This window comes from Cupriavidus sp. 01T418 (assembly GCF_056398885.1).
The window spans coordinates 1-22,899 of record NZ_JBFTQG010000050.1; the positions used below are offsets into that span (position 1 = coordinate 1).

The 22,899-nt window shown below is 64.9% G+C and carries 27 protein-coding genes; 13 read left to right on the forward strand and 14 right to left on the reverse strand.

The window, feature by feature from the left end; all coding sequences use genetic code 11:
* A partial coding sequence (gene iscB, locus AC1DQ3_RS30605; RefSeq protein ID WP_477123873.1) for an RNA-guided endonuclease IscB occupies window positions 1–494 on the reverse strand: 494 nt, incomplete at its 3' end.
* A gap of 494 nt (window positions 495–988) precedes the next feature.
* Here iscB and AC1DQ3_RS30610 point away from each other — a divergent pair.
* Both AC1DQ3_RS30610 and AC1DQ3_RS30615 read left to right on the forward strand, forming a co-directional pair.
* On the forward strand, window positions 989–1,267 hold the full coding sequence (locus AC1DQ3_RS30610; protein WP_477123874.1) for a DUF3562 domain-containing protein: 279 nt from the start codon (window positions 989–991) through the stop codon (window positions 1,265–1,267).
* 59 nt (window positions 1,268–1,326) lie between these two features.
* Entirely contained in the window at window positions 1,327–1,557 is a 231-nt protein-coding gene (locus AC1DQ3_RS30615; protein ID WP_477123875.1) for a hypothetical protein, read from the forward strand.
* A 181-nt stretch (window positions 1,558–1,738) separates the two neighbouring features.
* On the opposite strand, the gene AC1DQ3_RS30620 is transcribed toward AC1DQ3_RS30615, so the two are convergent.
* Genes AC1DQ3_RS30620 through AC1DQ3_RS30630 form a run of 3 tightly spaced genes read right to left on the reverse strand, consistent with a single transcriptional unit; the run spans window position 1,739 to window position 4,705 of the window.
* Window positions 1,739–2,515 carry an enoyl-CoA hydratase gene (locus tag AC1DQ3_RS30620; protein ID WP_477123876.1) on the reverse strand — a complete coding sequence of 259 codons (777 nt, stop codon included), beginning with the start codon at window positions 2,513–2,515 and terminating at the stop codon, window positions 1,739–1,741.
* Window positions 2,516–2,526: 11 nt separating this feature from the next.
* Window positions 2,527–3,498, reverse strand: coding sequence for a Bug family tripartite tricarboxylate transporter substrate binding protein (locus tag AC1DQ3_RS30625; protein WP_477123877.1), 972 nt, complete (start codon window positions 3,496–3,498; stop codon window positions 2,527–2,529).
* Window positions 3,499–3,547: 49 nt separating this feature from the next.
* Window positions 3,548–4,705 carry a CaiB/BaiF CoA transferase family protein gene (locus tag AC1DQ3_RS30630; RefSeq protein WP_477123878.1) on the reverse strand — a complete coding sequence of 386 codons (1,158 nt, stop codon included), beginning with the start codon at window positions 4,703–4,705 and terminating at the stop codon, window positions 3,548–3,550.
* Between the two features lie 285 nt (window positions 4,706–4,990).
* Between AC1DQ3_RS30630 and AC1DQ3_RS30635 the strand changes: the two genes are divergently transcribed.
* Both AC1DQ3_RS30635 and AC1DQ3_RS30640 read left to right on the forward strand, forming a co-directional pair.
* The gene (locus AC1DQ3_RS30635; RefSeq protein WP_477123879.1) at window positions 4,991–5,416 is read left to right on the forward strand and encodes a phasin family protein; all 426 of its coding nucleotides are present in this window, start codon (window positions 4,991–4,993) and stop codon (window positions 5,414–5,416) included.
* Window positions 5,417–5,535: 119 nt separating this feature from the next.
* Window positions 5,536–5,682, forward strand: a complete 147-nt coding sequence (locus AC1DQ3_RS30640; RefSeq protein ID WP_477123880.1) for a DUF3096 domain-containing protein — start codon at window positions 5,536–5,538, stop codon at window positions 5,680–5,682.
* A 195-nt stretch (window positions 5,683–5,877) separates the two neighbouring features.
* Here AC1DQ3_RS30640 and phaP read toward each other — a convergent pair whose 3' ends face one another.
* Window positions 5,878–6,420, reverse strand: a complete 543-nt coding sequence (phaP, locus tag AC1DQ3_RS30645; protein ID WP_477123881.1) for a TIGR01841 family phasin — start codon at window positions 6,418–6,420, stop codon at window positions 5,878–5,880.
* Window positions 6,421–6,603: 183 nt separating this feature from the next.
* Here phaP and AC1DQ3_RS30650 point away from each other — a divergent pair, with 183 nt between their 5' ends.
* Window positions 6,604–6,741 (forward strand): hypothetical protein, encoded by a 138-nt coding sequence (locus AC1DQ3_RS30650; RefSeq protein ID WP_477123882.1) that lies wholly within the window; start codon window positions 6,604–6,606, stop codon window positions 6,739–6,741.
* A gap of 48 nt (window positions 6,742–6,789) precedes the next feature.
* Here AC1DQ3_RS30650 and AC1DQ3_RS30655 read toward each other — a convergent pair whose 3' ends face one another.
* The 4 genes from AC1DQ3_RS30655 to AC1DQ3_RS30670 all read right to left on the reverse strand — a co-directional run bounded on the left by AC1DQ3_RS30655 (window position 6,790) and on the right by AC1DQ3_RS30670 (window position 10,468).
* Window positions 6,790–7,113, reverse strand: coding sequence for a putative quinol monooxygenase (locus tag AC1DQ3_RS30655; protein ID WP_477123883.1), 324 nt, complete (start codon window positions 7,111–7,113; stop codon window positions 6,790–6,792).
* Between the two features lie 99 nt (window positions 7,114–7,212).
* Window positions 7,213–7,962 carry an SDR family oxidoreductase gene (locus tag AC1DQ3_RS30660; RefSeq protein ID WP_477123884.1) on the reverse strand — a complete coding sequence of 250 codons (750 nt, stop codon included), beginning with the start codon at window positions 7,960–7,962 and terminating at the stop codon, window positions 7,213–7,215.
* A 260-nt stretch (window positions 7,963–8,222) separates the two neighbouring features.
* Window positions 8,223–9,878: an AMP-binding protein gene (locus tag AC1DQ3_RS30665; protein WP_477123885.1), complete on the reverse strand. Its 1,656-nt coding sequence runs from the start codon at window positions 9,876–9,878 to the stop codon at window positions 8,223–8,225.
* A 422-nt stretch (window positions 9,879–10,300) separates the two neighbouring features.
* Window positions 10,301–10,468 (reverse strand): hypothetical protein, encoded by a 168-nt coding sequence (locus AC1DQ3_RS30670; protein ID WP_477123886.1) that lies wholly within the window; start codon window positions 10,466–10,468, stop codon window positions 10,301–10,303.
* 194 nt (window positions 10,469–10,662) lie between these two features.
* Here AC1DQ3_RS30670 and AC1DQ3_RS30675 point away from each other — a divergent pair, with 194 nt between their 5' ends.
* Complete coding sequence (locus AC1DQ3_RS30675) at window positions 10,663–11,217, forward strand: YbhB/YbcL family Raf kinase inhibitor-like protein (protein WP_477123887.1); 555 nt, start codon at window positions 10,663–10,665, stop codon at window positions 11,215–11,217.
* Window positions 11,218–11,276: 59 nt separating this feature from the next.
* Here the strand turns inward: AC1DQ3_RS30675 and AC1DQ3_RS30680 are convergent, their stop codons facing one another.
* Window positions 11,277–12,071 (reverse strand): SDR family NAD(P)-dependent oxidoreductase, encoded by a 795-nt coding sequence (locus AC1DQ3_RS30680; RefSeq protein WP_477123888.1) that lies wholly within the window; start codon window positions 12,069–12,071, stop codon window positions 11,277–11,279.
* Between the two features lie 157 nt (window positions 12,072–12,228).
* On the opposite strand from AC1DQ3_RS30680, the gene AC1DQ3_RS30685 reads away from it, so the two are divergent.
* The 3 genes from AC1DQ3_RS30685 to AC1DQ3_RS30695 all read left to right on the forward strand — a co-directional run bounded on the left by AC1DQ3_RS30685 (window position 12,229) and on the right by AC1DQ3_RS30695 (window position 14,471).
* On the forward strand, window positions 12,229–12,555 hold the full coding sequence (locus AC1DQ3_RS30685; RefSeq protein WP_477123889.1) for a hypothetical protein: 327 nt from the start codon (window positions 12,229–12,231) through the stop codon (window positions 12,553–12,555).
* 157 nt (window positions 12,556–12,712) lie between these two features.
* A complete protein-coding gene (gene purT / locus AC1DQ3_RS30690; RefSeq protein WP_477123890.1) occupies window positions 12,713–13,918 on the forward strand; it encodes a formate-dependent phosphoribosylglycinamide formyltransferase in 1,206 nt (401 codons plus the stop codon).
* A gap of 172 nt (window positions 13,919–14,090) precedes the next feature.
* Entirely contained in the window at window positions 14,091–14,471 is a 381-nt protein-coding gene (locus AC1DQ3_RS30695) for a DUF427 domain-containing protein (protein ID WP_477123891.1), read from the forward strand.
* An 18-nt stretch (window positions 14,472–14,489) separates the two neighbouring features.
* Here AC1DQ3_RS30695 and AC1DQ3_RS30700 read toward each other — a convergent pair whose 3' ends face one another.
* Entirely contained in the window at window positions 14,490–14,873 is a 384-nt protein-coding gene (locus tag AC1DQ3_RS30700) for a hypothetical protein (RefSeq protein WP_477123892.1), read from the reverse strand.
* Between the two features lie 128 nt (window positions 14,874–15,001).
* Between AC1DQ3_RS30700 and AC1DQ3_RS30705 the strand changes: the two genes are divergently transcribed.
* The 3 genes from AC1DQ3_RS30705 to dgcN all read left to right on the forward strand — a co-directional run bounded on the left by AC1DQ3_RS30705 (window position 15,002) and on the right by dgcN (window position 17,957).
* Window positions 15,002–15,907 (forward strand): ATP adenylyltransferase family protein, encoded by a 906-nt coding sequence (locus tag AC1DQ3_RS30705; RefSeq protein ID WP_477123893.1) that lies wholly within the window; start codon window positions 15,002–15,004, stop codon window positions 15,905–15,907.
* Window positions 15,908–16,098: 191 nt separating this feature from the next.
* Window positions 16,099–16,689 (forward strand): regulatory sequestration protein YfiR, encoded by a 591-nt coding sequence (gene yfiR / locus AC1DQ3_RS30710; RefSeq protein ID WP_477123894.1) that lies wholly within the window; start codon window positions 16,099–16,101, stop codon window positions 16,687–16,689.
* Window positions 16,690–16,691: 2 nt separating this feature from the next.
* Complete coding sequence (dgcN, locus tag AC1DQ3_RS30715; RefSeq protein ID WP_477123895.1) at window positions 16,692–17,957, forward strand: diguanylate cyclase DgcN/YfiN; 1,266 nt, start codon at window positions 16,692–16,694, stop codon at window positions 17,955–17,957.
* A 576-nt stretch (window positions 17,958–18,533) separates the two neighbouring features.
* On the opposite strand, the gene AC1DQ3_RS30720 is transcribed toward dgcN, so the two are convergent.
* Window positions 18,534–19,676: a Leu/Phe/Val dehydrogenase gene (locus tag AC1DQ3_RS30720; protein WP_477123896.1), complete on the reverse strand. Its 1,143-nt coding sequence runs from the start codon at window positions 19,674–19,676 to the stop codon at window positions 18,534–18,536.
* 301 nt (window positions 19,677–19,977) lie between these two features.
* Between AC1DQ3_RS30720 and AC1DQ3_RS30725 the strand changes: the two genes are divergently transcribed.
* Window positions 19,978–20,415 carry a universal stress protein gene (locus tag AC1DQ3_RS30725; protein WP_477123897.1) on the forward strand — a complete coding sequence of 146 codons (438 nt, stop codon included), beginning with the start codon at window positions 19,978–19,980 and terminating at the stop codon, window positions 20,413–20,415.
* 24 nt (window positions 20,416–20,439) lie between these two features.
* On the opposite strand, the gene tdh is transcribed toward AC1DQ3_RS30725, so the two are convergent.
* Both tdh and AC1DQ3_RS30735 read right to left on the reverse strand, forming a co-directional pair.
* On the reverse strand, window positions 20,440–21,495 hold the full coding sequence (gene tdh, locus AC1DQ3_RS30730; RefSeq protein ID WP_477123898.1) for an L-threonine 3-dehydrogenase: 1,056 nt from the start codon (window positions 21,493–21,495) through the stop codon (window positions 20,440–20,442).
* 24 nt (window positions 21,496–21,519) lie between these two features.
* A complete protein-coding gene (locus AC1DQ3_RS30735) occupies window positions 21,520–22,722 on the reverse strand; it encodes a glycine C-acetyltransferase (protein WP_477123899.1) in 1,203 nt (400 codons plus the stop codon).
* Window positions 22,723–22,899: the final 177 nt, after the last annotated feature.

Sequence of the window (22,899 nt, forward strand, 5' to 3'; positions counted from 1 at the left end):
GTGCTGATGGCGGTAATCGGCGCGAGCGCCCGGAAACGGCGCACCCAAGCCATCGTGGTCTGCACACGGTGTTGCAGGCTCGGCGCCAGCCAGCCAACGGGCTTGCGCCGGTTATCGAAACGAGCGGCACGATACCGGGTCTTGCGGCCACGCCTGCCACGTCGCATGGCCCGCCGTGCGGTCAGGCTCAGGCTGATCTGCGCGCCGCGGTGGATCGGTTCGGCGAGAGACAGCACGGCAGCATGCCGAGCCGTCTCGTCACCGCCGGCCTCGACCTCGCGCACGATGGCCACGCCGGTTCCCTTGCTGCCTGGATCGAGTTTGAGGCGAACCGGTTGCAAAGCGCTGTCCGCTTGCCGCCGATCCACCAGGCGGATGGCGAAGGGCATCACACGGTGCACGCGTGCGCGGCCGCACGCCAGCAACAGCCTGGCGCGCTTCTCGCTGCACGGCATGAGCGGCTTGCCGCGCTTGTCCAGCACAAAGACTGCCAAGGCAATCTCTCCTGAAAAGTTGCCCTTACGGGCCTGGTGACGCCTCCCCTGCGGGAGGTCTCCCCTCGGCAATGTTGCGAACCGGCGATCTGCCCCGATCCGTTTCGTGCGTACCCTGTCGCTTGTCTGCAACCGGGGCTTCAAGAGGTTGGAACTGAGGAAGCATCCCAACGTTGGTCTTGCACCTATTCGCAACGTAGCGGGTTGGGTACCGCTTTGCCTGGTCAACCCGAGCTTGTTGAGTTGCCTCTATAAGCCCCGGCCTTTTAGGCCGGGGTAGTTGACGCGTCGGTCTCCAAAGCGAGTGGCATGTGTCCGTCGTCGTTCGAGCGCACAGTGTATTCGAAAGCGCGGAGGCCGGGAATGCGATCCCCGGCAGTGGCCGGCTACCCACATCGCCGCGAGTGCTTTCAGGCTGGTCGCCCGGGCCGGCAGGCAAGCAGGGTGTGCGTTGCCTAAACTCAAGCTGGCGCTTATATCGCGGAAAGTTGGTCATGTGGCACTTAAACGGAGCCGCGCCGGAAAATCCGGCAACTTGCGGGTCTAGTGCGGACTCTGGCGGCCCCACGCGCCCTTTGTCCGTCGCCGAAGCGATCGAGCGTATCGCCGAACACCACAATGTGCCGAAGGAAGTCGTCCAGTGGGAGTTCTGGAACGCCTGGGACGCACTCGTGACCGATGCGAAGTTCCTGGACTATGTTTTACTCTTGACCGAGAAGAGAGCCATGGAAGCACTCCGACACCGGTGGGGACTAAAGGCCACGACTGCTTGAGCCCCCGTTTTTTTGCAAAGGCAAACAGTACTGAGAGAGCTGAGAGAGCCCTGGAGACTATGTCAAAGGCAACCAAGAAGCAGTACCTGAAGGCGCTCAACCGGCGCCTTAAGAAGGAATCGGCTGGCAGGTTCAATACGGTTTTTGTCTTCTATCCGATTGGTTCAAAGCCGAAGTACGCCACTGGGGTGACAGCCAGTGCACCCGCGGATGCGGAGATCCTCGCAGTCATGGAGGCTGTCCAGGCTCGCGTGTTCGCCAAGTTCGAGGACTTGGCAAGGCACGGATAGACGGATGTCTTGCTGTCAGGACGTAGGTCGACCCGGCGCACCTGCCCCAACGGATTTAGAGAAGGTACGCCCGCCAAGGCGGGCAAAGGTCGATCAGGACGTTCACGTCAGGCGAACGCCAACCATGGCGCCGGACTGACTCTGTCCGGTGCGGGCCCCCGCTCCGATCGCCCGCGGTTTGCTACCGTTTGCGTTCCAGAAACGCACCCATATAGCGCTGCGGCTCTCCTGTCTCGAACGCACTCCCAAATTCCGCCACGCTGTGATTGATGGACACGTCGACCGGCGCCTCCTCCCACTCCCGCAACAGCCGCTTCTGCTGCCGCACCACGGTGGGCCCAAAGCCGGCCATCAGCGTAGCCACGCGTTCGATTTCAGCATCCAGTTCCGCCAATGGCACGACCTTGTTCACCAGGCCCCAGGCCAGCGCTTCGCGCGCGTCGGAGATTTCGCCGGTCAGCATCATCCACGCGGCGCGCGCATTGCCGATCAGCCTGGGCATCAGCGCGGCGTGGATCACGGAGGGGATGCCTACCTTGACCTCGGGCATGCCAAGGTGGGCGTTGTCCGCGGCGATGCGGATATCGCAAGCCAGCGCCAGTTCCAGTCCACCGCCAAGGCACCATCCCGGCATGCGCGCGATCACGGGCACGGGAAAGTGCCGCAGCGCATCGCAAAGCCCGCGCAGGCCGCTGATAAAGCGCTCGCCGCTTTCGCGCGTGAGCGCGGCCATTTCCTTGATATCGGCGCCGCCGATAAAGCTCTTTTCTCCGGCGCCTTGCACGATCAGTACGCGTATCTCGTCGCGGCCGGCCAGTTCATTCACCGCCTGGGTCAGCGCGGCGATCACCGGCGTGCTCAGGATGTTGAGCGAGCCCGCTTCGCGGATGGTGAGGGTGGCGATGCCAAGGGTGTTGACATCAACCCCGGCGTAATTCTTGGTATCTGCTTGGCTCATGGCTCTTCGTCCTATTGCAGTTTGGCGAAATGAATGTCCTCGACGACCTTCTTCCAGTGCGCGTTCTGGCCGCGGATCAGTTCGGCGAACGCCTTGCGCGTCATCGGGGCGGGAATGGCGCCTTGCTTCTCGATGGCCTTCACCACCTCCGGATCGGCCAACACCCGGCGCACCGCGTCGTTGAGCGTATCCAGGATCGCCGCAGGCGTGCCCGCCGGCGCGCCGAGGCCGAACCAGGAGGGATTGTTCATGGCCGGCAGCCCGGCTTCGGCGTAGGTGGGCACATTGGGCAGCACCTTCAGGCGCTGTTTGGCGGCCACCGCGAGCGGGCGCAGGCGGTTGCCCTGGATCAGGCCGGAGGAGGAGGGGATGTTGTCGAATACGACCTGGATCTGTCCCGCGACCGCATCGTTCAGCGCCGGGCCCAGGCCCTTGTAGGGCACGTGGAGCATCCTGGTGCCGGTCTCGTTCATGAACAGCTCGCCGTTCATATGGCTCAGGCCGCCATTGCCGGAAGAGCCAAAGGAGTACTTGCCCGGATTGGCCTTGAGAAACTTGATAAAGGCGGGCAGGTCCTGTGCCGGGAAGGCAGGGTTGACCACCAGCACATTAGGCACATCGGCCAGGTTGCTGATCGGCTCGAAATCCTTGACCGGGTCGTATGCCGTCTTGGCGTACACGTTGGGATTCACCGCGTGCGAGCTTTCCACTTCCATGACCAGCGTATAGCCGTCGGCCGGCTGTTTGGCGGCATAGGCGCTGCCTACCGCGCCACCCGCGCCGGGACGGTTCTCCACCACCACGGGTTGCTTGAGCACGGCGCCGAGCCGGGTGCCGACAATGCGCGCGATGATATCGGTGGTGCCGCCAGCCGCGTACGGAACGATCAGCTTGACGGGCTTGTCGGGATAGGCCGAGGCCTGCGCGCCGTTGGCAAGGCCCAGGCCAGCAATCAGGGTGGCGGCGAAGGTGCGTGTGTTCAAGCTATGTCTCCGGAAGGGTTTGTGTTCTGGTGCGTTGTCGGTGCGGGCTTCAGCTGCCATGTTCGTCGAGTAGCGGCGGCGGTGCGAGCGGGTGCGCGCCACTGTTGGCAAGCATCGGGTTGCGGATCATGGGCACGCGGCCCAGTACCGGGTGCTCGGCCTGCTGCAAGAGCTGGCGGTGCGCCACCTGCGGATGCGCGAAGACTTCTTCCATCGAATGGATCGGTCCCCAGGGCACGCCGGCCGCGTCGAAGGCCTGCGTCCAGCTTTGCCGGTCACGCGTGGGGAATACGCCGGCCAGTATCTTGCGCAGCGCAGGCAGGTTGGCGATGCGGCCGGAATTGCTCGCGTAGAGCGGGTCCGCCGCCAGCGCGCCGAGGCTTGCCACTTCGCAGAAGCGCGCGAACTGCGCGTCGTTGCCGATGGCAAGGATCAGATGGCCGTCCGCGCAGCGGAACACTTCGTATGGCGCGCAGTTGGGATGGGCATTGCCGCTGCGTAGGGGCGCCTTGCCGGAGACGAGGTAGTTGGCCGCCTGGTTGGCGTTGAGCGCCACGGCGACGTCGAGCAGCGCGATATCCAGGTACTCGCCTTCGCCGGTGGCGTGCCGCTTGAGCAGGGCAGCCAGCACGGCCGACGTGGCGTACATGCCGGTGGTCAGGTCCACCACCGCCACGCCGGTGCGCAGCGGGCCGGCGCCCGGCTCGCCATCGGGGTGGCCAGTGTAGCTCATCAGCCCGCCCATGCCCTGGAAGACATAGTCATAGCCGGGCTTGTCAGCCATCGGGCCGCTCTGGCCGAAGCCGGTGATCGACAGGTAGATCAGGCGCGGGTTGAGCGCCTTGAGCGTTTCATAGTCCAGGCCGTAGCGGCGCAGCGTGCCAACCTTGTAGTTCTCCACCAGCACATCCGCTTGCAGCGCGAGCTGGCGGATCTGCGCGGCGCCTGCGGGTGTGGCGTAGTCGATGGCCACGGATTGCTTGCCGCGATTGCAGCAGATGAAGTAGGCGGAGAGGCGGTCCTCGCCGTCTTCACCGGATCCCTGCAGGTAAGGCGGGCCCCAGCCGCGCGTGTCGTCGCCGTGGCCGGGGCGTTCCACCTTGGTGACCTCGGCGCCAAGGTCGGCGAGATTCTGCGTGCACCAGGGGCCAGCCAGTATCCGGGACAAATCCAGCACCTTGATGCCGGCCAGGGCCTGATGAAGCATAGGGTCTCCGCAAGACAGGTAGTGAAAGTGCGGGCGAGTGTATCGTCGGCCCCTGCGGTGGGCCAGTTCATAGTTTTGAAAGAGGCGTTCGCCAAAATCGAACGGGGCGGGGTGGCCCATGGTGCACTGCCGGGCGCGCGGCGCGTGCCGCTGCCGCATTCATCTCCGGATGCGGTGGCACGCGCGCTACACTTAGGAGGCTACCGCGCTGGCAATCGGGCAGTATCATGCTTGGTCCGGCGCGGCCGGTTCCCTGCTCCACCTACCCCAGCGAGGAGATGCACCATGACTACACCGTCCAATCCGTTCACCGATTTCAGCAAGCTGCTCGAGCAGTACAAGCTCCCCGGCGTCGACATGACTTCGGTGATCGAAGCGCGGCGCAAGGATATCGAAGCCATCACGGAGGCCAACAAGGTTGCCTACGAAGGCATGCAGGCACTGGTGCAGAAGCAGACGGAGATCCTGAGCAAGACCATGCAGGAAATCCAGGCCGCGGCGCAGAAGATGACCGGCGGCGGCAATCCGGCCGAGGCCATGGCCAAGCAGGGCGAGTTCGTGCAGCAGGGCCTGCAGACAGCGTTCAATAACATGCGCGAACTGGCCGAAATGGCGCAGAAATCGCAGGCCGAAGCACTGGCCGTGATCACCAAGCGCGCGGAGCAGAATATCGAAGAGGCGAAGAACCTGATGAAAGGCAAGGCCAAGTAAGCCTCGGCGACCAGATTGTTGCGGACGGCTTCGCCAGCAAGGATCGCTTGCGGTCCCGCGCTGGCGAGCCGCGCCGCTTCTTCATGTCCTGGCGCCAAGAGTACTGAAGGGGAACCCTGATGATAGCCATCTCGAACCTCAGCCCGCTGATTTCGCTGATTGCGGGCATCCTGATCCTGGTCATGCCACGGCTGCTGAATTACATCGTGGCGCTCTATCTGATCGTGATTGGACTGCTTGGGCTATTTGGCGGGCATCTGCGCTGACTACCGCTTTTCGACACGGTTTTCGAAGCGGCTTGCGCTATCGGCAAGCGGGGATACGCTGATCGACACGTCCCGTGCGCGGGCACATGCGAACAGGCTCAAGGCGGATTACCGGACCCTGGCGTGATGCCAGGACCGGGGCCATGCGAACCGCCGCGCAGCGCGGTATCCCGCACCACGCAGCGGCGCATGCTTTTACTGCTTGGCCGTGCGGCGAGCCTGCTGGGCCGCGCTGGTCGAGGCTTCGAAGTTGGACTTGACCGTTTCAGCGGCTTGCTTGGTGGCCTTCTGCACCGACTCGTAGGTGTTGTTGGCGGCGGCAACCGTCTGCTGCAGCAGGGCGGTAATCGCTTCCGAGCCGGCCGGCGCGTTCTTCACGAACGTGTCGACGAAGGTTTGCACGCTACGGGTGTGCTGTTCGTACTGCGCTTCCACCGTCTTGGCGAGTTCGGCCTGCGTGCTCGATGTGATCTCGTACACGTTGCGCGCATAGGCCAGTGCCTTCTCAGCCGCCGGCTGCGCGAACTTGCCCTGCGCGTTGAAGACGTCTTTCAGTTCGCCACCGGACAAGGCAGCCTGGATGTTGACTTGGCTTTCGGCAAGGGTCGATTTCGCCGCTTGCAGGTTCAGCTCGGCCAGTTTCTGGAAACCCTCGAAAGCCGTATTCGTCAGCGCGAACAGGTTGGCGAAATGGGCCTTCTGGGCTTCAGCGAACTGGTCGGACGAAAAAACGAACATGCGTGTTCTCCTGTGAATCGCCCGGCTGCCAGGTCGGCATGCACGGGATGTGATGTCGGGCTGACCGGGGCGAATATCTGATTCGAAAGGGCGGCGGCGCTACCGTTTTGCGCAGCGCACCATCCAAGGCCAAATTCTAAAGACCTCTATTTGGATAGCCCCTAGGGAGATACCCGGATAAAAATGGCATCCTTGCTGCTGCTGTGCAGCAAGGTCGACATCGACATCCCCCGCTTTGTGGGGGATGCTCCCGGCGGCACTGTGCTTGCGGATCAGGCTGCCATTGTCCGGCGTCTTTGTTTCATTCGAATGACATCATGACTTCTGCCCGAGCCAGGAAACCGGGCTGACAGGCCGCGCCATTTGTCCTTAGGTGGCGGGCTTCTCGAAGGCGCGCAGGGGCTGGAGAAACTCCAGCGTGCGCGGCCGCTTGAGCAGGCGGGGCAGCGCCGCCTCGTACGCCTGGCGGTAAGGGCGGGCGAGGTGATGCGTTTGGAAATACTGGGGGCTGCAGGCCCAGGTCTCGTAGAGGACCAGCGTATCCGGATCCTCGACCGAGCGATGCAGATAGGTGTTGATGAAATCGGGCTCCTTGGCCATTTGCTCCAGGACGGCAAGCAGGCCGGATTCGAGTTCGTCCCGGTGCTCCGGGTTGCCCGGCAGATGGACGATAAAGGCGATGGTTTCACTCATGGCAGGACTCTTTCTGGCGAAGTAGGCTGGCGTGCCCGTTTGCCCGCCAGGGTGCGCATGCGCATGCGCGGGCGGGGCAATGCCAGCCATACAGTTTATTTACAGTTGGCTCATGCCGCCGTCGGCGACGATCTCGGTGCCGACGATAAACGCGGACTCGGCCGACGAGAGGTGCAGCACGGTTGCCGCGATTTCCTTCGGGTCGCCAAAGCGGCCGAGCGGAATCTGGTTCTTGATCTGGGCGGCGGTGGTGGCCAGCGTGTCTGCATCGAGGCCGAGCTTGCCGTAGATCGGCGTGCTGACCGGGCCCGGGCTGATCACGTTGACGCGCACGCCACGCGGCAGCAGTTCGGCGCTGAGCGTCTTGGCCAGCGAAATGATGCCGGCCTTGCTGGCTGCATAAACCGACGATGCCGGCATGCCGATATGTGCGTTGATCGAGCCATTGAGCACGATCGATGCGCCTTTGTTGAACAAGGGCGTCAACGCCTGGATCTGGAAGAAGGGGCCCTTCACATTGGTATTGAAGGTCTGGTCCCACAGGGCTTCGTCGACGTCGGCCAGCGGCGCGAACCTGGCGATGCCTGCGTTGATGAATACGGCGTCGAGCCTGATGTCCTCGTCGGCAAGACGGTGCGCGAGCGCGCGCGCCGCTGCGACGGTGCCGGCCTCGTTGCGGATGACCAGCGCGTTGGCGCCGAGCGTGGGCTTGGCGGCTTCCAGCGTCGCCGCATCGCGGCCGGTGATGATCACGCGAGCGCCTTCCGCGGCGAATGCTTGCGCGGCCGCCAGGCCGATTCCACTGTTGCCGCCGGTGACCAGTACGGTTTTTCCTTCGAAGCGATGCATGGTGTTCTCCTGAGAACGTCGTGTGGTGGTGTGAATGGAGTATGGACGGAGCAGGGCAATAAGCCATGCGAAGGAGACGATGCTCTCGTTCGATGGAATTGGACGTGTCGGGGCGTCTTGCCGGAGGCGCTTCCGTTAACACGGGGCGAGGCCCAGGAGGGAAGAACAGCGCGAAGTGGTGGTGGAAAAAGGGGCGCTGCCGCGCAGCGCCCTTCATGCATTGTCGTTGGTTGCCGTTGCCGTTGCCGCTGCCGGCGACGCTATGCCTGCCCTTGCGCCTCGCGTTGCCGCGCCGCTTCCTGGTTGCGCAGGATAAAGCGCTGGACCTTGCCACTGGGCGTCTTCGGCAATTCGGCCACGAACTCGATCTCGCGCGGATAGGCATGCGCGGCAAGGCGGTTGCGCACATGCAGCCGCAGCGCTTCGGCCAGTTCCGGGCTTGGCCGGTATTGCGGGTCGAGCACGACGAAGGCCTTGATCAGCTCGGTGCGCTCAGGATCGGGCTTGCCGATTACCGCGGTCTCGACCACTGCCGGATGTTCGATCAGCGCGCTCTCCACGTCGAACGGACCGACCCGGTAGCCGGAGGTGGTGATGACATCGTCGGCACGGCCGATAAAGCTGATGCTGCCATCCGGGTTCAGCTCGGCGGTGTCGCCGGTCAGGTAATACTTGCCGACGAACGAGCCGGTTGGTGTTTCGTGATAGCCGGCGAACCAGCACATCGGCGACTGCTCCAGGTCCAGCGCCAGCGTGCCGGGCTGGCCGGCCGGCAACTCGCGCGCTTCGTTGTCCACCACCACCACGCGATGGCCGGGGCTGGCAAAGCCGGCCGCGCCCGGATGCACCGGATGGCGCAGCGCGTGGTGATTGCACAGCACCATGCCCAGCTCCGTCTGGCCGTAGTGATCGTGGATGGTGACCCCAAGTTCGCTGGCAAACCAGCGGATCACTTCCGGGTTGAGCGGCTCGCCCGCGCTGCTGACCGCGCGCAGCTTGCCGCGCAGCGGACCGGCCACGGCTTGCCCCGCCGCGATCAGCAGGCGATAGGCGGTGGGGGATCCGGCCAGGTTGGTGATGCCGTATTTCTCGATCACGCGGCAGGTGCTCTCGATGCTGAACGGGCCGTCGTGGAAGGTGGTGGGATGCCCCAGCGCCAGCGGTCCGGTCACCGCGTAATACAAGCCATAGGCCCAGCCCGGATCGGCCAGGTTCCAGAAGGCATCCTCGGGGCGCAGGTCGACCGCGTCGCGCATATAGCCCGCGAACGCGGCAATGGCCTTGAGCGGTACCAGCAACGGCTTGGCGGGGCCGGTGGTGCCGGAGGTGAACATCATCAGGAACGGATCGTTGCCGGTGCGCGGGACCGGCTCGAAAACGGCGGGCTGGCGATCGAGCTCCGCCCAGAAGCTGAAGTCGCCGTGCACGAGGCCGCGGCCTTTGGCGCCACCGACGGTGAGCACAGGCGGGCAGTTGGCCACGTCGGCCAGCTTGCCGCGATTGGCGCCGTCGGTGACCACGAGGCGGGCGCCCGAGGCCTGCAGCCGGTGCTCGATGGCCTTCGGTCCGAAGGCGGTAAACAGCGGCTGGTAGACCGCGCCTGCCCGCCAGGTGCCCAGGATGGTGACGAGCAATTCCGGCGTGCGCGGCAGCAGGCCCGCCACCCTGTCGCCCGGGCCAATGCCCTGCGCCTTGAGGAAGCTGGCGAACTGGGCGGAGAGCTTTTGCAACTGGGTGAAGGTGTAGGTCTCGCTGGTGCCATCGCGGCTCTCCCAGAACAGCGCGATGCGTCCCGGCAAGGCATGGCGGTCGCAGCATTCAACGCAGGCGTTGATGGCATCGAGCCTGCCGCTCAGGTGCTGCGCGATCGCAGCCTCATACGAAAAGCCAGCGATGGCCTCGGCGTAGTCGCGCATGTTGGTCTCCTGATCTTCTTTTGTGAATGGCTGCCGTCTGTCCGGCCTGCGTCTGGAGAAATTCTGGGCCACGCCGGCGTGGCCGGCAATGGCCAGAATGCCCAGCCTGGCTGAACCCGTTTGCCAGTGCGCGCCACCGGCGCTGCTGCGCGGCGATGATGTGGTCGGGCGCCGTGTCCAACGGCCCTGGCAGGGATAGCCAGGCTCCCCGGGATAAGACCGTGTCGCGCAGTTTGGGCAATGCCGCATCGCACCACGTGTACTGGCTGATGCAACCCGTCACGATGACGGGCACGCCACCGGACAATCGGGAGACGAGCGGTTAATCGGGCGCGGGTTCCGCGTGCATGTTGACACGGCAGCCCGTGCAGGCCTGCACGGGCTGCGCAAAGGATGCGCCGGGCACTATCGCCCGGGCGGATTTATCCAACGACGTGCCACGGCGAGACGGAGAATGCCAGCATCAGCGCCGAGACGATGGCTGGAGCGCCAAATTTGATCGCATTGGATTGGGCCAGCGTACCGAGCAAGACATACAGGCACACCAGGCCAATAGCGCACATGAAGACAAGGCTTTGATAATCTTGCATGGATGTCTCCTTTAGTCGTTATATTTTTAACGTTATATCTAATGACATCGACCAGCTTCATCCGTACGCATTAACAACCTTGTGTACGATCAAGTCCATGGTAATGCGGGGAAATCGCGAAAGCCAGAGGGTATACGCGCACATTAGCCGGCGTATTCGGCATACATTCCACTCATTTCAATGAAAGGGAAAATATGAAAATGGCCAGAACACCTTTCGCTTCACTGGCTGGCGCATTGCTTTGCGCCTGTGTTGGCATTGCGCATGCGGCAGGCATGCAGGTGACCTCCGCATCGTTCGCGGACGGCGCTACGATACCTGTGCTGCATGGCAACAATACGAACGATTGCGGCGGCAAAGGCGTGTCGCCGCAGGTGTCGTGGTCGAATCTTCCCGCCGGTACCAAGTCGGTTGCCGTGCTGCTTTCGGATCCCGATGGGGCGTTGGGGCTTGGCGTATCGCACTGGGTCGCATACAACATCGCCGCCGATCGTGGGCAGCTCAAGGAGGGCGAAGGCCAGGCCGATGGCCATGGCGCCACCGTCGGCAAGAACGTCAGGGGCGAGAAAATCTATCGCGGACCCTGTCCGTCGGTGGGTGATGCGCCGCACCATTACACCTTGACTGTGATCGCGACGGATCTCGCCCCCGACGCGCTGCCGCCGGGGCTGACCAGGGACGAACTGATGACGGCGCTAACAGGCCACGCGCTCGGCGGCCAAAGCGTGATTGGCCGGTACAGCCGCTAAGGCCGCCAGGTTGCCGCGCCTTGACTTCGCGGCAATCGGCGAATACGACAGCCAGCCGGTCAGGCGATCGTGTCGACCACCCCGCCATCCACGCGGAGCGCGGCGCCGGTGGTAGCCGACGCCTGTGGCGAGCAGGCATACACAATCATGTTGGCGACTTCCTCGACGGTGGCCGCGCGCTGGATGATGGAGGACGAGCGGTGCGCCTTCACGAATTCCGCGGCCACTTCCTCGGCGGACTTGCCGGTGCTTGCCATCTCCTCCTTGAGCATGTCAGTGACGCCTTCGGACAGCGTGGGGCCGGGCAGCACGGCGTTGACCGTCACGCCGGTGCCGGCGAGCCGCTTGGCCAGCCCGCGCGAGACGGCGAGCTGCGCGGTCTTGGAAAATCCATAGTGGATCATGTCGGCGGGAATATTCAGTCCCGACTCCGACGAGACGAACACGATGCGTCCCCATTTGCGCTCGGCCATCGACTGCGCATAGGCCCGCGACAGGCGCACGCCGGACAGGACATTGGTTTCGAAGAAGCGGGTCCACTCGCTATCGGGCGTTTCAAAGAAATCCTGCAGCTGGAAAATGCCCAGGTTGTTCACCAGCACATCGACGCGGGGATGTTCCGCTACCAGCCGCGGGCAAACCTCGGCATCGGCCAGGTCGCCGACGAAGCCCGCCACGTCGGCGCCAGGCACGGCGCCGCGCAGCGTTTCCAGGGCCTTGCCCACCGTGGCCTCGCTGCGTCCGTTGATGATGACGCGCGCGCCCGCGCCGGCGAGCCCTTTTGCGGCCGCAAAGCCGATGCCGGCAGTGGATCCTGAAACGAGGGCGATCTTGCCCGAGAGGTCGATCTTCATGGTCAATCCTTGGTTGGCCGGTATCCGGGACGGAGGCCGATGGACCCAGTCTATTGGCTCCGCGCAAATGAGCAAGCAGGCGCGGGCCAAATGACCTTTTGGCGTCATCGGACGATCGGCGTATCATCCACCAGCATCATCCATCGGAGGCCGGGCGATGAAATCCTGCTGGTCTGTTCCCGCTGTCGCATTCTCCGCAGCCGTGGCGCTGGCCGGCTGCACCGGCCCGGTCGAGTTCTCGGCCGGCGGCGCCGATAGCGTCACGGCGGGGAATCCCGATTCCCTCGACTTCGGTCCGATGGACCGCTCGATCGCGCAATGCAAGGCCGTCTCGCAACAGGCCGGCACTGGGCAATGCGCCAAAGTGCGGGCCTATGAATCGTGCATGAAGGGACGGGGCTATTTCACGCTCATGGGGCCCGAGAACCCATCCGGTTGCGGTGAGCCAGGCTGGCAACAGGACGTGCGCAAGCTGCTGCGCTAAGGGCCTTGCCTTGCAAGGGCCTGCCGGCATGGCGGGAACGCCGCAACCATGTGGCGCGGGCCTGGTTTCCCCGGCCCGCATGCGCGCCAGCCTGGGCGGCCCCTTTCCCTGCACGTACAATCCCTGTTTTTCCTTGATCTTCAGGCCCTGATTTCACATGAGCACTATCGGCACCCCTCTCTCGCCCTGCGCGACCAAAGTCATGCTGCTGGGCTCCGGCGAGCTTGGCAAGGAAGTCCTGATCGCGCTGCAGCGGCTTGGCGTTGAAACGATTGCGGTGGACCGCTATGAAAACGCGCCGGGCCAGCAGGTTGCCCACCATGCGCGCACCATCGCCATGAGCGATCCGGCGCAGCTCAAGGCGCTGATCGAGGCCGAGAAGCCGGACCTGGTGGTGCCGGAGATCGAAGCCATCGCCACGCAGATGCTGGAGACGCTGGAAGCCAGCGGCGTGGTGCGCGTCATTCCCACCGCGCGCGCGGCGCGCCTGACGATGGATCGCGAAGGCATCCGCCGCCTGGCCGCCGAGACGCTGGGCGTGCCTACCAGCCCGTACCAGTTCTGCGATTCCCTGGAAGAGCTGCAGGCCGCCATCGACCGCGGCATCGGCTACCCGTGCGTGGTCAAGCCGGTGATGAGCAGTTCCGGCAAGGGCCAGAGCAAGATCGACGGCCCCGCGGACGTCAATGCGGCATGGGATTACGCCATGGCCGGCGGCCGGGTCAGCCACGGCCGGGTGATCGTGGAAGGCTTTATCGATTTCGACTATGAAATCACGCTGCTGACGGTGCGCGCGATCGGCGCGGACGGCCAGGTCGAAACGCAGTTCTGCGAACCGATCGGCCATGTGCAGGTCAGCGGCGACTACGTGGAAAGCTGGCAGCCACATCCCATGCATCCCGCCGCGTTGCAAAAGTCGCAGCAGATCGCGCAGGCTGTCACCGCCAACCTCGGCGGCCAGGGCCTGTTCGGGGTGGAGCTGTTCGTCAAGGGCGAGCAGGTCTGGTTCAGCGAAGTCAGCCCGCGTCCGCACGACACCGGCATGGTGACCATGATCACCCAATGGCAGAACGAGTTCGAGCTGCATGCGCGGGCCATCCTTGGCCTGCCGGTCAGCACCAAGCTCAAGAGCCCGGGAGCCAGCGCGGTGATCTATGGCGGCGTGGATGCGCAAGGCGTGGTCTTCGACGGCGTGGACGAGGCACTGCGCGTGCCGCAGACCGAGCTGCGCCTGTTCGGCAAGCCGGAAAGCTTCACCAGGCGGCGCATGGGCGTGGCACTGGCGTATGACGCGGATGTGGAAACCGCCCGCACGCGTGCGAAAGAGGCGGCGGGGCGCGTCAAGGCGCGGGCGGCAGGCTGAGCCAGCGCTGACTTGCCTTCATGGTGCCGTGCGGGGTGGCATAGCGGGAAGCAAGCAAGCGAGCGAGCAACTGCTTGCCCAGGGCGGTGCAGGGCGCACATCGAGGCCCGGCAGCGTCGTTGTTTCACGCGTAGTATTGGGAATTTGGCGATTGCCCGGAGGAAACCAGCTTATGGCCAGCCAGACCATCAAGATCCCGGGGCCCGATCACCCGATCACGATCGAGGCTAACCCGTCGCGCGTCGTGGTGTCCGTCGGTGGCGTCGTGATCGCCGATACGCGGGAGGCCCTGACGCTGCGGGAAGCATCGTATCCGCCGGTGCAGTACATCCCGCGCAAGGATGTCGACATGTCGCTGCTCGCCCGCACCGGGCACGCCACCTACTGCCCGTACAAGGGTGACTGCGCCTACTACARCATCCCCTCCGGGGGCGAGCGCTCGGTCGACGCGGTGTGGGCCTATGAGGCACCTTACCCCGCGGTGGCGGCGATCAAGGATCACCTGGCGTTCTATCCGAGCCGCGTCGACGCCATCGAGGAGCGGGCAACGTAGCGCAGTCAGGTAGCGCAGTCAGCCGTCGCGGTCGCCAGGCCGCTCGTGCGCCGCGGCCAGGGCAAGCTCCCGGGCCACCAGGAAGCATAAAAACGCGGCGCCCGTGCACAGGATCGCCACGGTAAACGCCAGTCGCCTGCCATGCCATAGATCGGCAAACCACTGCGAGAACTCGGCCGCCAGTACCGCGGCCTTGCCGCCGATGCGTTCCAGCTGGAATTCGTATTGCCGGTCCCAGCCGGGACCATAGGCCAGGTCGCCGCTGGTGTCGTCCGCGGCGCGCAGATAGCTCAGGATGCCGGCGATCCAGCCGGCGGCCAGGATGACGGCGCCGAGCAGGTAGACGCGAGCGGGCAGGGACCGGCGTTTGCCGGTTGAATGCGGTGTTTCGGCGTCGTTCATTGGTGTCGTCCGTGTCCTTGAGGCCGGTCTCCCAGGCATTGTAGGCAAGGGGGCCCAGCTTTCAGCGTGTGCGGGATGGGATTTGCTGCCCGGTGTGGCTATAGTCACTGCATCCTTACCGCCAGATCATGCCTGAACGATCACTCCAGCCCGGTACGCTGTGGCCGGCCATCCTGCGCCAGACCGCGCACGCGTTGCGCTGCGGGGCGTTGCGTCCGATCGAGACAGTCCAGGCGGCCATCGAGGATGGCGGCGTGCGTTTTCTTGTCCGCCAGGTTTCCAGCCTCACGCGCAAGGACCAGGACAAGGCCCGGCAACGAGACCCCGGCGCGGAGTTCAACCCATTCCTTCCTTACGACCTGGACCTGTTCGTCGCCGATATCTCGGAGACCCACGTTGCGCTGCTGAACAAGTTCAACGTCATCGATCATCACCTTCTCATTGTCACGCGCCGCTTTGCATCCCAGGACTCGCTGCTCGACCTGGCGGATTTCGAGGCGTTGCTGGCTTGCATGGGCGAGTTCGATAGCCTGGGCTTCTACAACGGCGGCGCCGCCGCCGGCGCTAGCCAGCGCCACAAGCACTTGCAGATGGTGCCGCTGCCGCTGGCCGCCGAGGGCCCGGCAATGCCCATCGCGCCCTTGCTCGCGTCGGCGCGCATCGATGGCGCGGTCGGCACCGTGCCGGGGCTGGCTTTTGCCCATGCGTTCGCTCCGCTGGTCTTGTCCGGCGCGCGCGCCCCGGGGCTGGCGGGCACCGCGCACGCGCGCTACCTGGCGCTGCTCGACGCGGTCGGCGTGCGGACGATCGAGGTCAACGGCGAAGCGCAGCCGTCGGAGCCGTACAACTTACTGGTCACCCCGCTTGGGATGCTGCTCGTGCCGAGGTCGGCGGAGTGCGTGGAGGGGATATCGGTGAATACGCTTGGGTTTGCAGGGTCGTTTTTTGTGCGGAACGAGGCGCAGATGCGAACCGTGGAGCGGCTTGGGCCGATGGCCATGTTGCGAAGGGTCACGGAGTTGGGGCCGGTGTGAAGGCGTGTCCGGGAAATAAAGGGTAAATATCGATCCAGGAACGCCGTTATAGGGTTTGGGCTGGCAACTCTGTCCGGTGATGGCATCCACATCGGGCGGGACCACGGAGTATGGATGCTGGCCAAGTCAAATCGCATCGCTGCCGTGTGATGCAATGTGCCCAACATGTACAACCTGGTAGGCCCGAACTCTTGCCTCTTGAATTGGCTACCGCCCCGGCCAGTCCGTGCACCGGCCGGCAGCGCGCCTCCTCCTCTCGTTTCCTGCTAGCGCTGCTTGCCGCGATCTTGTGCGTGCAGTCGCAGGGCACCGCCGCGGACACTGCCCCGCCGCAACGCTCCGAGGCGGTGGCGCGGGTGGTATTCAGCCTGCTCGGCTATGCCCGCTGGCCCGCGGAGCCGGATGTCTTGCGCCTGTGCGTGGATGGGTCCGCTCGCTACGCCACCAAGCTTTCGGAAGGCGCGATCCTGGCGAGCGGGCGCTCCGTGCAGGCCAGGCGCATCGAGCTGCTGGAGGCCGGGTCGACCGCGGGCTGCGATTCGGTCTACCTGGGCGCCATGACGGATGCCCGGCGCAAGAAGGTGGCAACGGAGTTGAGCGGGCGCCCGGTGCTGGTCATCACGGAGGAAGACTTCGAGTGCGAGGTCGGCAGCATGTTCTGCCTTAATGTTGTCGATGGCCGCGTCACTTTCCGCGTCAACCTGGATTCGGTTGCCCGTAGCGGAATTCATATCCATCCGGGCGTGCTGCAGCTTGGCCGCCGCCGGGGGCCGCCATCGTGATCATGCGACTCCGCTCCGACGCCCCGGTATCGCGTCCGACGCTGTACAACACGCTGCGCCGCATCCACTTCAACGTGGCGTTGATCGCGGTCTGCACGGCCGGCATCTCGCTGACCGCGCTCGGCCTGGCGGCGCTGCGCGTCTATGCCGACCACAACCTGCATCTGGTCGCGCGCTCCGTTGCCTATACGCTGGAGGCGCCGGTGGTGTTCCGCGACCAGGCGGCAGCCAAGGACGCGCTGGTGGCGATCGCCGCGACGGAGGTGGCCCAGGCGCACGTCTACGACAAGGACCACCGGCTGCTGGCCGAATGGCAACGTCCTGCCGGTGAGCGTTTTGCCGGCCTGCAGCGCGTGGCCAGCGGCCTGATGTCCCTGGGTCCGGTTGAGCAGGTGATTTTTCATGAGACGCAGGTGGTCGGCACCGTTCGCCTGACGGGCGATCCCGCCAACCTGCTGCGCTTTGTGTTCAGCGGCCTGGTGGGCTTGCTGGCTTGCCTGCTGCTTACCGCCGTCAGCGCGCACTATATGTCGAGCCGCATGCTGGTCCACATCATCGATCCGGTGCGCAACCTGATGCGCGTAGCCCATGCGGTACGCTCGGACCGTGCCTTCGACCAGCGCACGCCACCTGCCCATATCGCCGAACTCAACGCGCTCGGCGAGGACTTCAACGGCCTGCTCGACGAACTGGAGACCTGGCAGAACCAGCTCCAGCACGAGAACCGTTCGCTGGCACACCGCGCCAGCCACGACAGCCTGACGGGCCTGCTCAACCGGGCAGCGTTCGAGGACGCGCTGCAAAGGACCGTGCGCCTTGCCTCGACCGCGAAGACGCATGCCGGCGTGCTGTACCTGGATAGCGACGCGTTCAAGGGGATCAACGACAGCTTCGGCCACGCCGCGGGGGACGAAGTGCTGTTCGGCATTGCCCAGCGCATCCGCTCCTGCCTGCGCGAGGGCGACGCCGTGGCCCGGCTGGGCGGGGACGAATTCGCGGTGCTCACGACGCTGCGCAAGCCGGCCGACATCATCCAGATCGCGGAGCATATCCTGCTGCGCATGCGCGATCCGGTTCAACTGTCGAGCGGGACCAGCATCGTCGCCTCGTTGAGCATCGGCCTGTCCGTGTTCCCCGTGCACGCGCAAACGGCCGCCGACTTGATGCGCACGGCGGACGAGGCCATGTATCAGGCCAAGCGCAGATCGGGGGGGAGCTGGCAATGCGCGGTGCCGGACCTGGCACCGGTCCAGTCCGGACAGACATAAAAAAGAGGTTCATCCGACTTTCGTGTGGGTCGATTCCATCGCTGGGCTAATTCCAGCACTGCCGTAGCTCTCTCGCTTGCGGGAGAGCAGGTGCGGGAGGGGGTGTTGCAGAATACGGCTACTTAACTTCAAAAGCCTAAAGTCAAAAGCCTAAAGTCAAAGGCAGTTTCACCACCCCTGCGGGGCGGCGACCTACTTTTTTGTCTTGCCAAAAAAGTATGCAAAAAAGGCGCGCCGGATGGGGCGACCCCCCCTCGTCGGCAGACAAAAAGAGCGGCCGGGACCCAAACTCGCATCGCCTTAAGGCGATACTCAAACATGGGTCCCTCTTTTCCGCTCTTTTTGCCTGCCGACGAGGCGCCCCATACGGCCTGGTGACCCCTCACGGCTCGCTTCGCATCGCGGGTGGGTGTGGCCCGCCCCTCGGGCGCTCCACACGGCCACACCGAATTTTGATCGGGCGGTATCGCTTTTATTCGCGCCGGTTGGCACCCCCTCTCCCCCGGTTGCTCTCCCGCAACCGGGAGAGGGAGCAAACCATCGGTCGAAAAATCCCCGGGGGCAACGCGGGAATGGCTAGCGCATGCCCCGCTCGATCTTCTCCTGCGCCCAGCTGACCGCCTCGCGCGCGGGCGCCTGGCCGGTCTTCTCCACCCGCTGCGCCAGCTCGAACACACGCTCGCGGATATGGGCCACTTCGGCGAGCACAGCGGCTTCATCGGCGCCACCGAGATACTCGCGGGCGCAGCTGATGATGCCGCCGGCATTGATCAGGAAATCCGGCGCATAGAAGATGCCGCGGCGCTGCAGGGTGTCGCCTTCTTCAAGCGAGGCGAGCTGGTTGTTGGCGCCGCCGGCGACGATCTTGAACTCGCACTGCTCGGCAACGGCCGGGGTGATCACGGCCCCGAGCGCGCAGGGGGCGAAGACATCCGCGGCGACGCTGGTGATGGCGGTGGTCGACACGGCATGCGCGCCGAACTGCTCGCGCGCCTGCTCGGCCTTGGCGCCATTGATGTCGGCCACGATCAGCCCGGCGCCGGCTTCATGCAGCCTGCGGCACAGATCCCAGCCGACCGAGCCAAGCCCCTGCACGGCGACGGTCACGCCTTGCAGGCTGTTGCGGTCGAGCACGTAGCGCACGGCGGCCTCAATGCCGACGAACACGCCATAGGCGGTCTTGGGCGAGGGGTTGCCGCCGAAGGTGCCTTCGCGCGGCATACCGCTGATGTAGCGCGTCTGCGTGCGGGCCGCAACCATGTCTTCCACCGTGGTGCCGACGTCTTCCGCGGTGATGTAGCTGCCGCCCAGCGATTCGACCAGCCGGCCGAAGGCGCGGAACAGCTGGGCGCGGTCATGCTGTGCCGGCGTGCGCAGGATGACGGCCTTGCCGCCGCCGAAGGGCAGGTCCGCAAGCGCGTTCTTGTAGGCCATGCCCTGCGACAGGCGCAGGGCGTCGGTCAGGGCGTCGTTCTCGGCGGCATAGGTCCAGTAGCGGCAACCGCCGAAAGCGGGGCCAAGGCTGGTGCTGTAGATGGCGATGATGGCCTGCAGGCCGGACTCGGGATCGGTGGCGAGCGTGACGCGCTCGTGGGTCGGGCCTTCGCCAGTGCCGAACAGGCGGCCGGCGGCCTCTGGGGTGGTGCGTTCAGTCAAAGCGTCTTCTCCATGAAGATCTGGAATGCAAAGGGGTAGCTTCGCCTTCCGGGTACACCGCATTGGGTTGCAAGGCAGTGCAGTTGCAACGGCAGCCATCGGGCGGCTGCCGTCTTGACAAGACCGGGTTGCCATTGTGTGGCGGCCCGGCCTCGGGTTAACGCTTGGGGCCGCGCCGTGGCGCGGAACCGGTGCTGGATGTTACCGGGAAATCGCAGCCGGATGAAGGGGGCGGCGTGTGCGTGCGGTACCGGCACACCGATGGCGCACCTATACTTGGACCAAGATAATCCTCAACCCGAGCGAAGCGTGAGCAGGAACCTGCGCGGCAGCCTCCGCGCTTCGCGTGCCAGGAGAGGGCACCATGTTCCAGCATCTGCTGCTGCCCGTCGACGGCTCGCCCCTGTCCGAAGCCGCTTTCAGCAAGGCCCTGGTGTTTGCCCGGGAAGCGCGAGCGCGGGTCACGGTAATCCGGGTGATCCCGGACTTCCATGTCTACACCTACCAGGTGGAACTACTGGCCGATACCCGTACGCGGTTCGTGCAGGAAGCCACCAGCATTTCGGCGGAATACCTGAAAACCCTGGCTGCCCAAGCCGAGGCGGCGGGCGTGTCTTGCGAGACGCTTTCCGTCATCCATGACCACCCCTATGAGGCCATCATCCAGGCTGCCCGGGAAAGGGGGTGCGACCTGATCGTGATGGCCTCGCACGGGCGGCGCGGCTTGCAGGGCGTGCTGATCGGCAGCGAGACCAACAAGGTGCTGACGCACAGCAGCATCCCTGTGCTGGTGTATCGCTAGCGATACTTGAGCGCGCATGCGCCGCTAGGCAGGATCGAGGGCCGGCCGGCCCGATGCCGTCCAGTCAAGTACCACCTTGCCGCTATTGCCGGACAGCATGGCGGCAAAACCGGCCTCGAAGTCGCCCACGCCGAAGCGATGCGTAATCATCGGCGTCAGGTCGAGCCCGCTTTGCAGCATGGCCACCATCTTGTACCAGGTCTCGAACATCTCGCGGCCGTAGATGCCCTTGATCTCCAGTCCCTTGAAAATCACCTGGTTCCAGTCGATGGCCATCTTCGACGGCGGAATGCCCAGCATGGCGATCTTGCCGCCGTGGTTCATATGTTCGAGCATGGTGGAGAAGGCGGTCGGCACGCCGGACATCTCCATGCCTACGTCGAAGCCCTCCGTCATTTGCAGTTCGGCGGCCACGTCCCCGAGGTTTTCATGCTGCACGTTAACCGCGCGCGTGGCGCCCATCTTGCGCGCCAGTGCGAGGCGGTACGCGTTGACGTCGGTGATCACCACATTGCGCGCGCCCACGTGGCGCGCGATGGCGGCGGCCATGATGCCGATGGGGCCGGCGCCGGTGATCAGCACGTCCTCGCCCACCAGGTTGAAAGACAGCGCGGTATGGGTAGCGTTGCCGAAGGGGTCGAAGATGGCGGCGATCTCGTCCGGGATGTCGTCGGGAATGCGGAAGGCGTTGAAGGCGGGAATCACCAGGTATTCGGCAAACGCGCCGGGGCGGTTCACGCCCACGCCCACCGAATTGCGGCACAAGTGGCGGCGCCCGGCGCGGCAGTTGCGGCAGAAGCCGCAGGTGATGTGCCCCTCGCCGGAGACACGGTCGCCAATTGCCAGCCCGCGCACCTCCTGCCCGATGGCGACGATCTCGCCAACGTACTCGTGCCCCACCTGCATCGGCACGGGAATGGTGTTCTGCGCCCACTCGTCCCATTTCCAGATATGGATGTCGGTGCCGCAGATGGCCGTCTGCCGGATGCGGATCATCACATCGTTGTGGCCGACTTCCGGCTCGGGGACCTCGGTCAGCGTCAGGCCGGGGGCGCGTTCGAGTTTGGCGAGGGCTTTCATGGCGGGTGCCTCCTGGTTCCAAGCTTAGGCGATGGCGCCGAACTTCCTGCCCACCTTGGCAAACGCCGCCACTGCCCGTTCAATCTGCTCGGGCGTATGCGCCGCGCTCATCTGCGTGCGGATGCGAGCCCGGCCCTTGGGCACCACCGGGAAGGAAAAACCGACCACATACACATGCTCTGCCAGCAAGGCATCGGCCATGCCCGACGCCAGCCCGGCATCGCCCAGCATCACCGGGATGATGGGATGCCGGCCTGGCACCAGCGTGAAGCCCAGCGCCGTCATCTCGCGGCGGAAATGCTCGCCGTTCTCGCGCACGCGGGCGCGCAGCGCGGCGCCTTCCTCGCTGGACAGCAGCTCCAGCACTTTCAGCGTGGCGGCGCAGATGCTTGGCGCCAGCGAGTTGGAGAAGAGATAGGGGCGAGAGCGCTGCCGCAGCAGTTCCACGATTTCCCGGTGCGCCGCCACATAGCCTCCGGACGCGCCGCCCAGCGCCTTGCCAAAGGTGCCGGTGATGATGTCCACGCGGCCTTCCACGCCGCACAACTCGGGCGTGCCACGCCCGTGCTCGCCGACAAAGCCGACCGCGTGGGAGTCATCCACCATCACCAGGGCGCCGTAACGGTCCGCCAGGTCGCAGATGGATTTGAGGTCCGCGACGATGCCGTCCATCGAGAACACCCCGTCGGTGGCGATCAGCATGAAGCGCGCGCCGGCCGCGTGCGCCTCGCGCAGCCTGGCCTCCAGGTCGCCCATGTCGTTGTTGCGGTAACGGTAGCGCTTTGCCTTGCACAGGCGCACGCCGTCGATGATGCTGGCATGGTTCAGTTCGTCGCTGATCACGGCATCCTGGTCGTCGAGCAGGGTCTCGAAGAGCCCGCCGTTGGCGTCGAAGCAGCTCGAATAAAGGATGCTGTCGCCGGTGTGCAGGAATTTGGCGAGCACGGCTTCCAGCGTCTTGTGGACCGACTGCGTGCCGCAGATGAAGCGCACCGAAGCCATGCCGAAGCCATCCTGCTCCAGGCCGCGCCGGGCTGCTTCGATCAGGCGGTGATCGTCGGCCAGGCCCAGGTAATTGTTGGCGCAGAAGTTCAGCACATGTTCGCCGCCGGCGAGCCGGATGTCGGCTGCCTGTGGACTGGCAATGACGCGCTCGGCTTTGTGGAAGCCGTCGGTGTGGATGGTGTCCAGCGTTTCGCGGAGGTGGGTGAGATAGCGGTCGCGCATGGGAAGCCCCTGGCTTGGTTGTTGGGCGGCGTGGCTGACGCCAGCCTCCATGGTATGGCGAAAGCCGGGGGAATACCGGTTTTGCGGCGCGTGTGTTTTGTGCTGCGCTGCGCAAATGGTGGCTGGCGCCGGCTGTCGATGCTGCCATGCGGCAGCGGCCCGCCCTTTCCGGGGCCG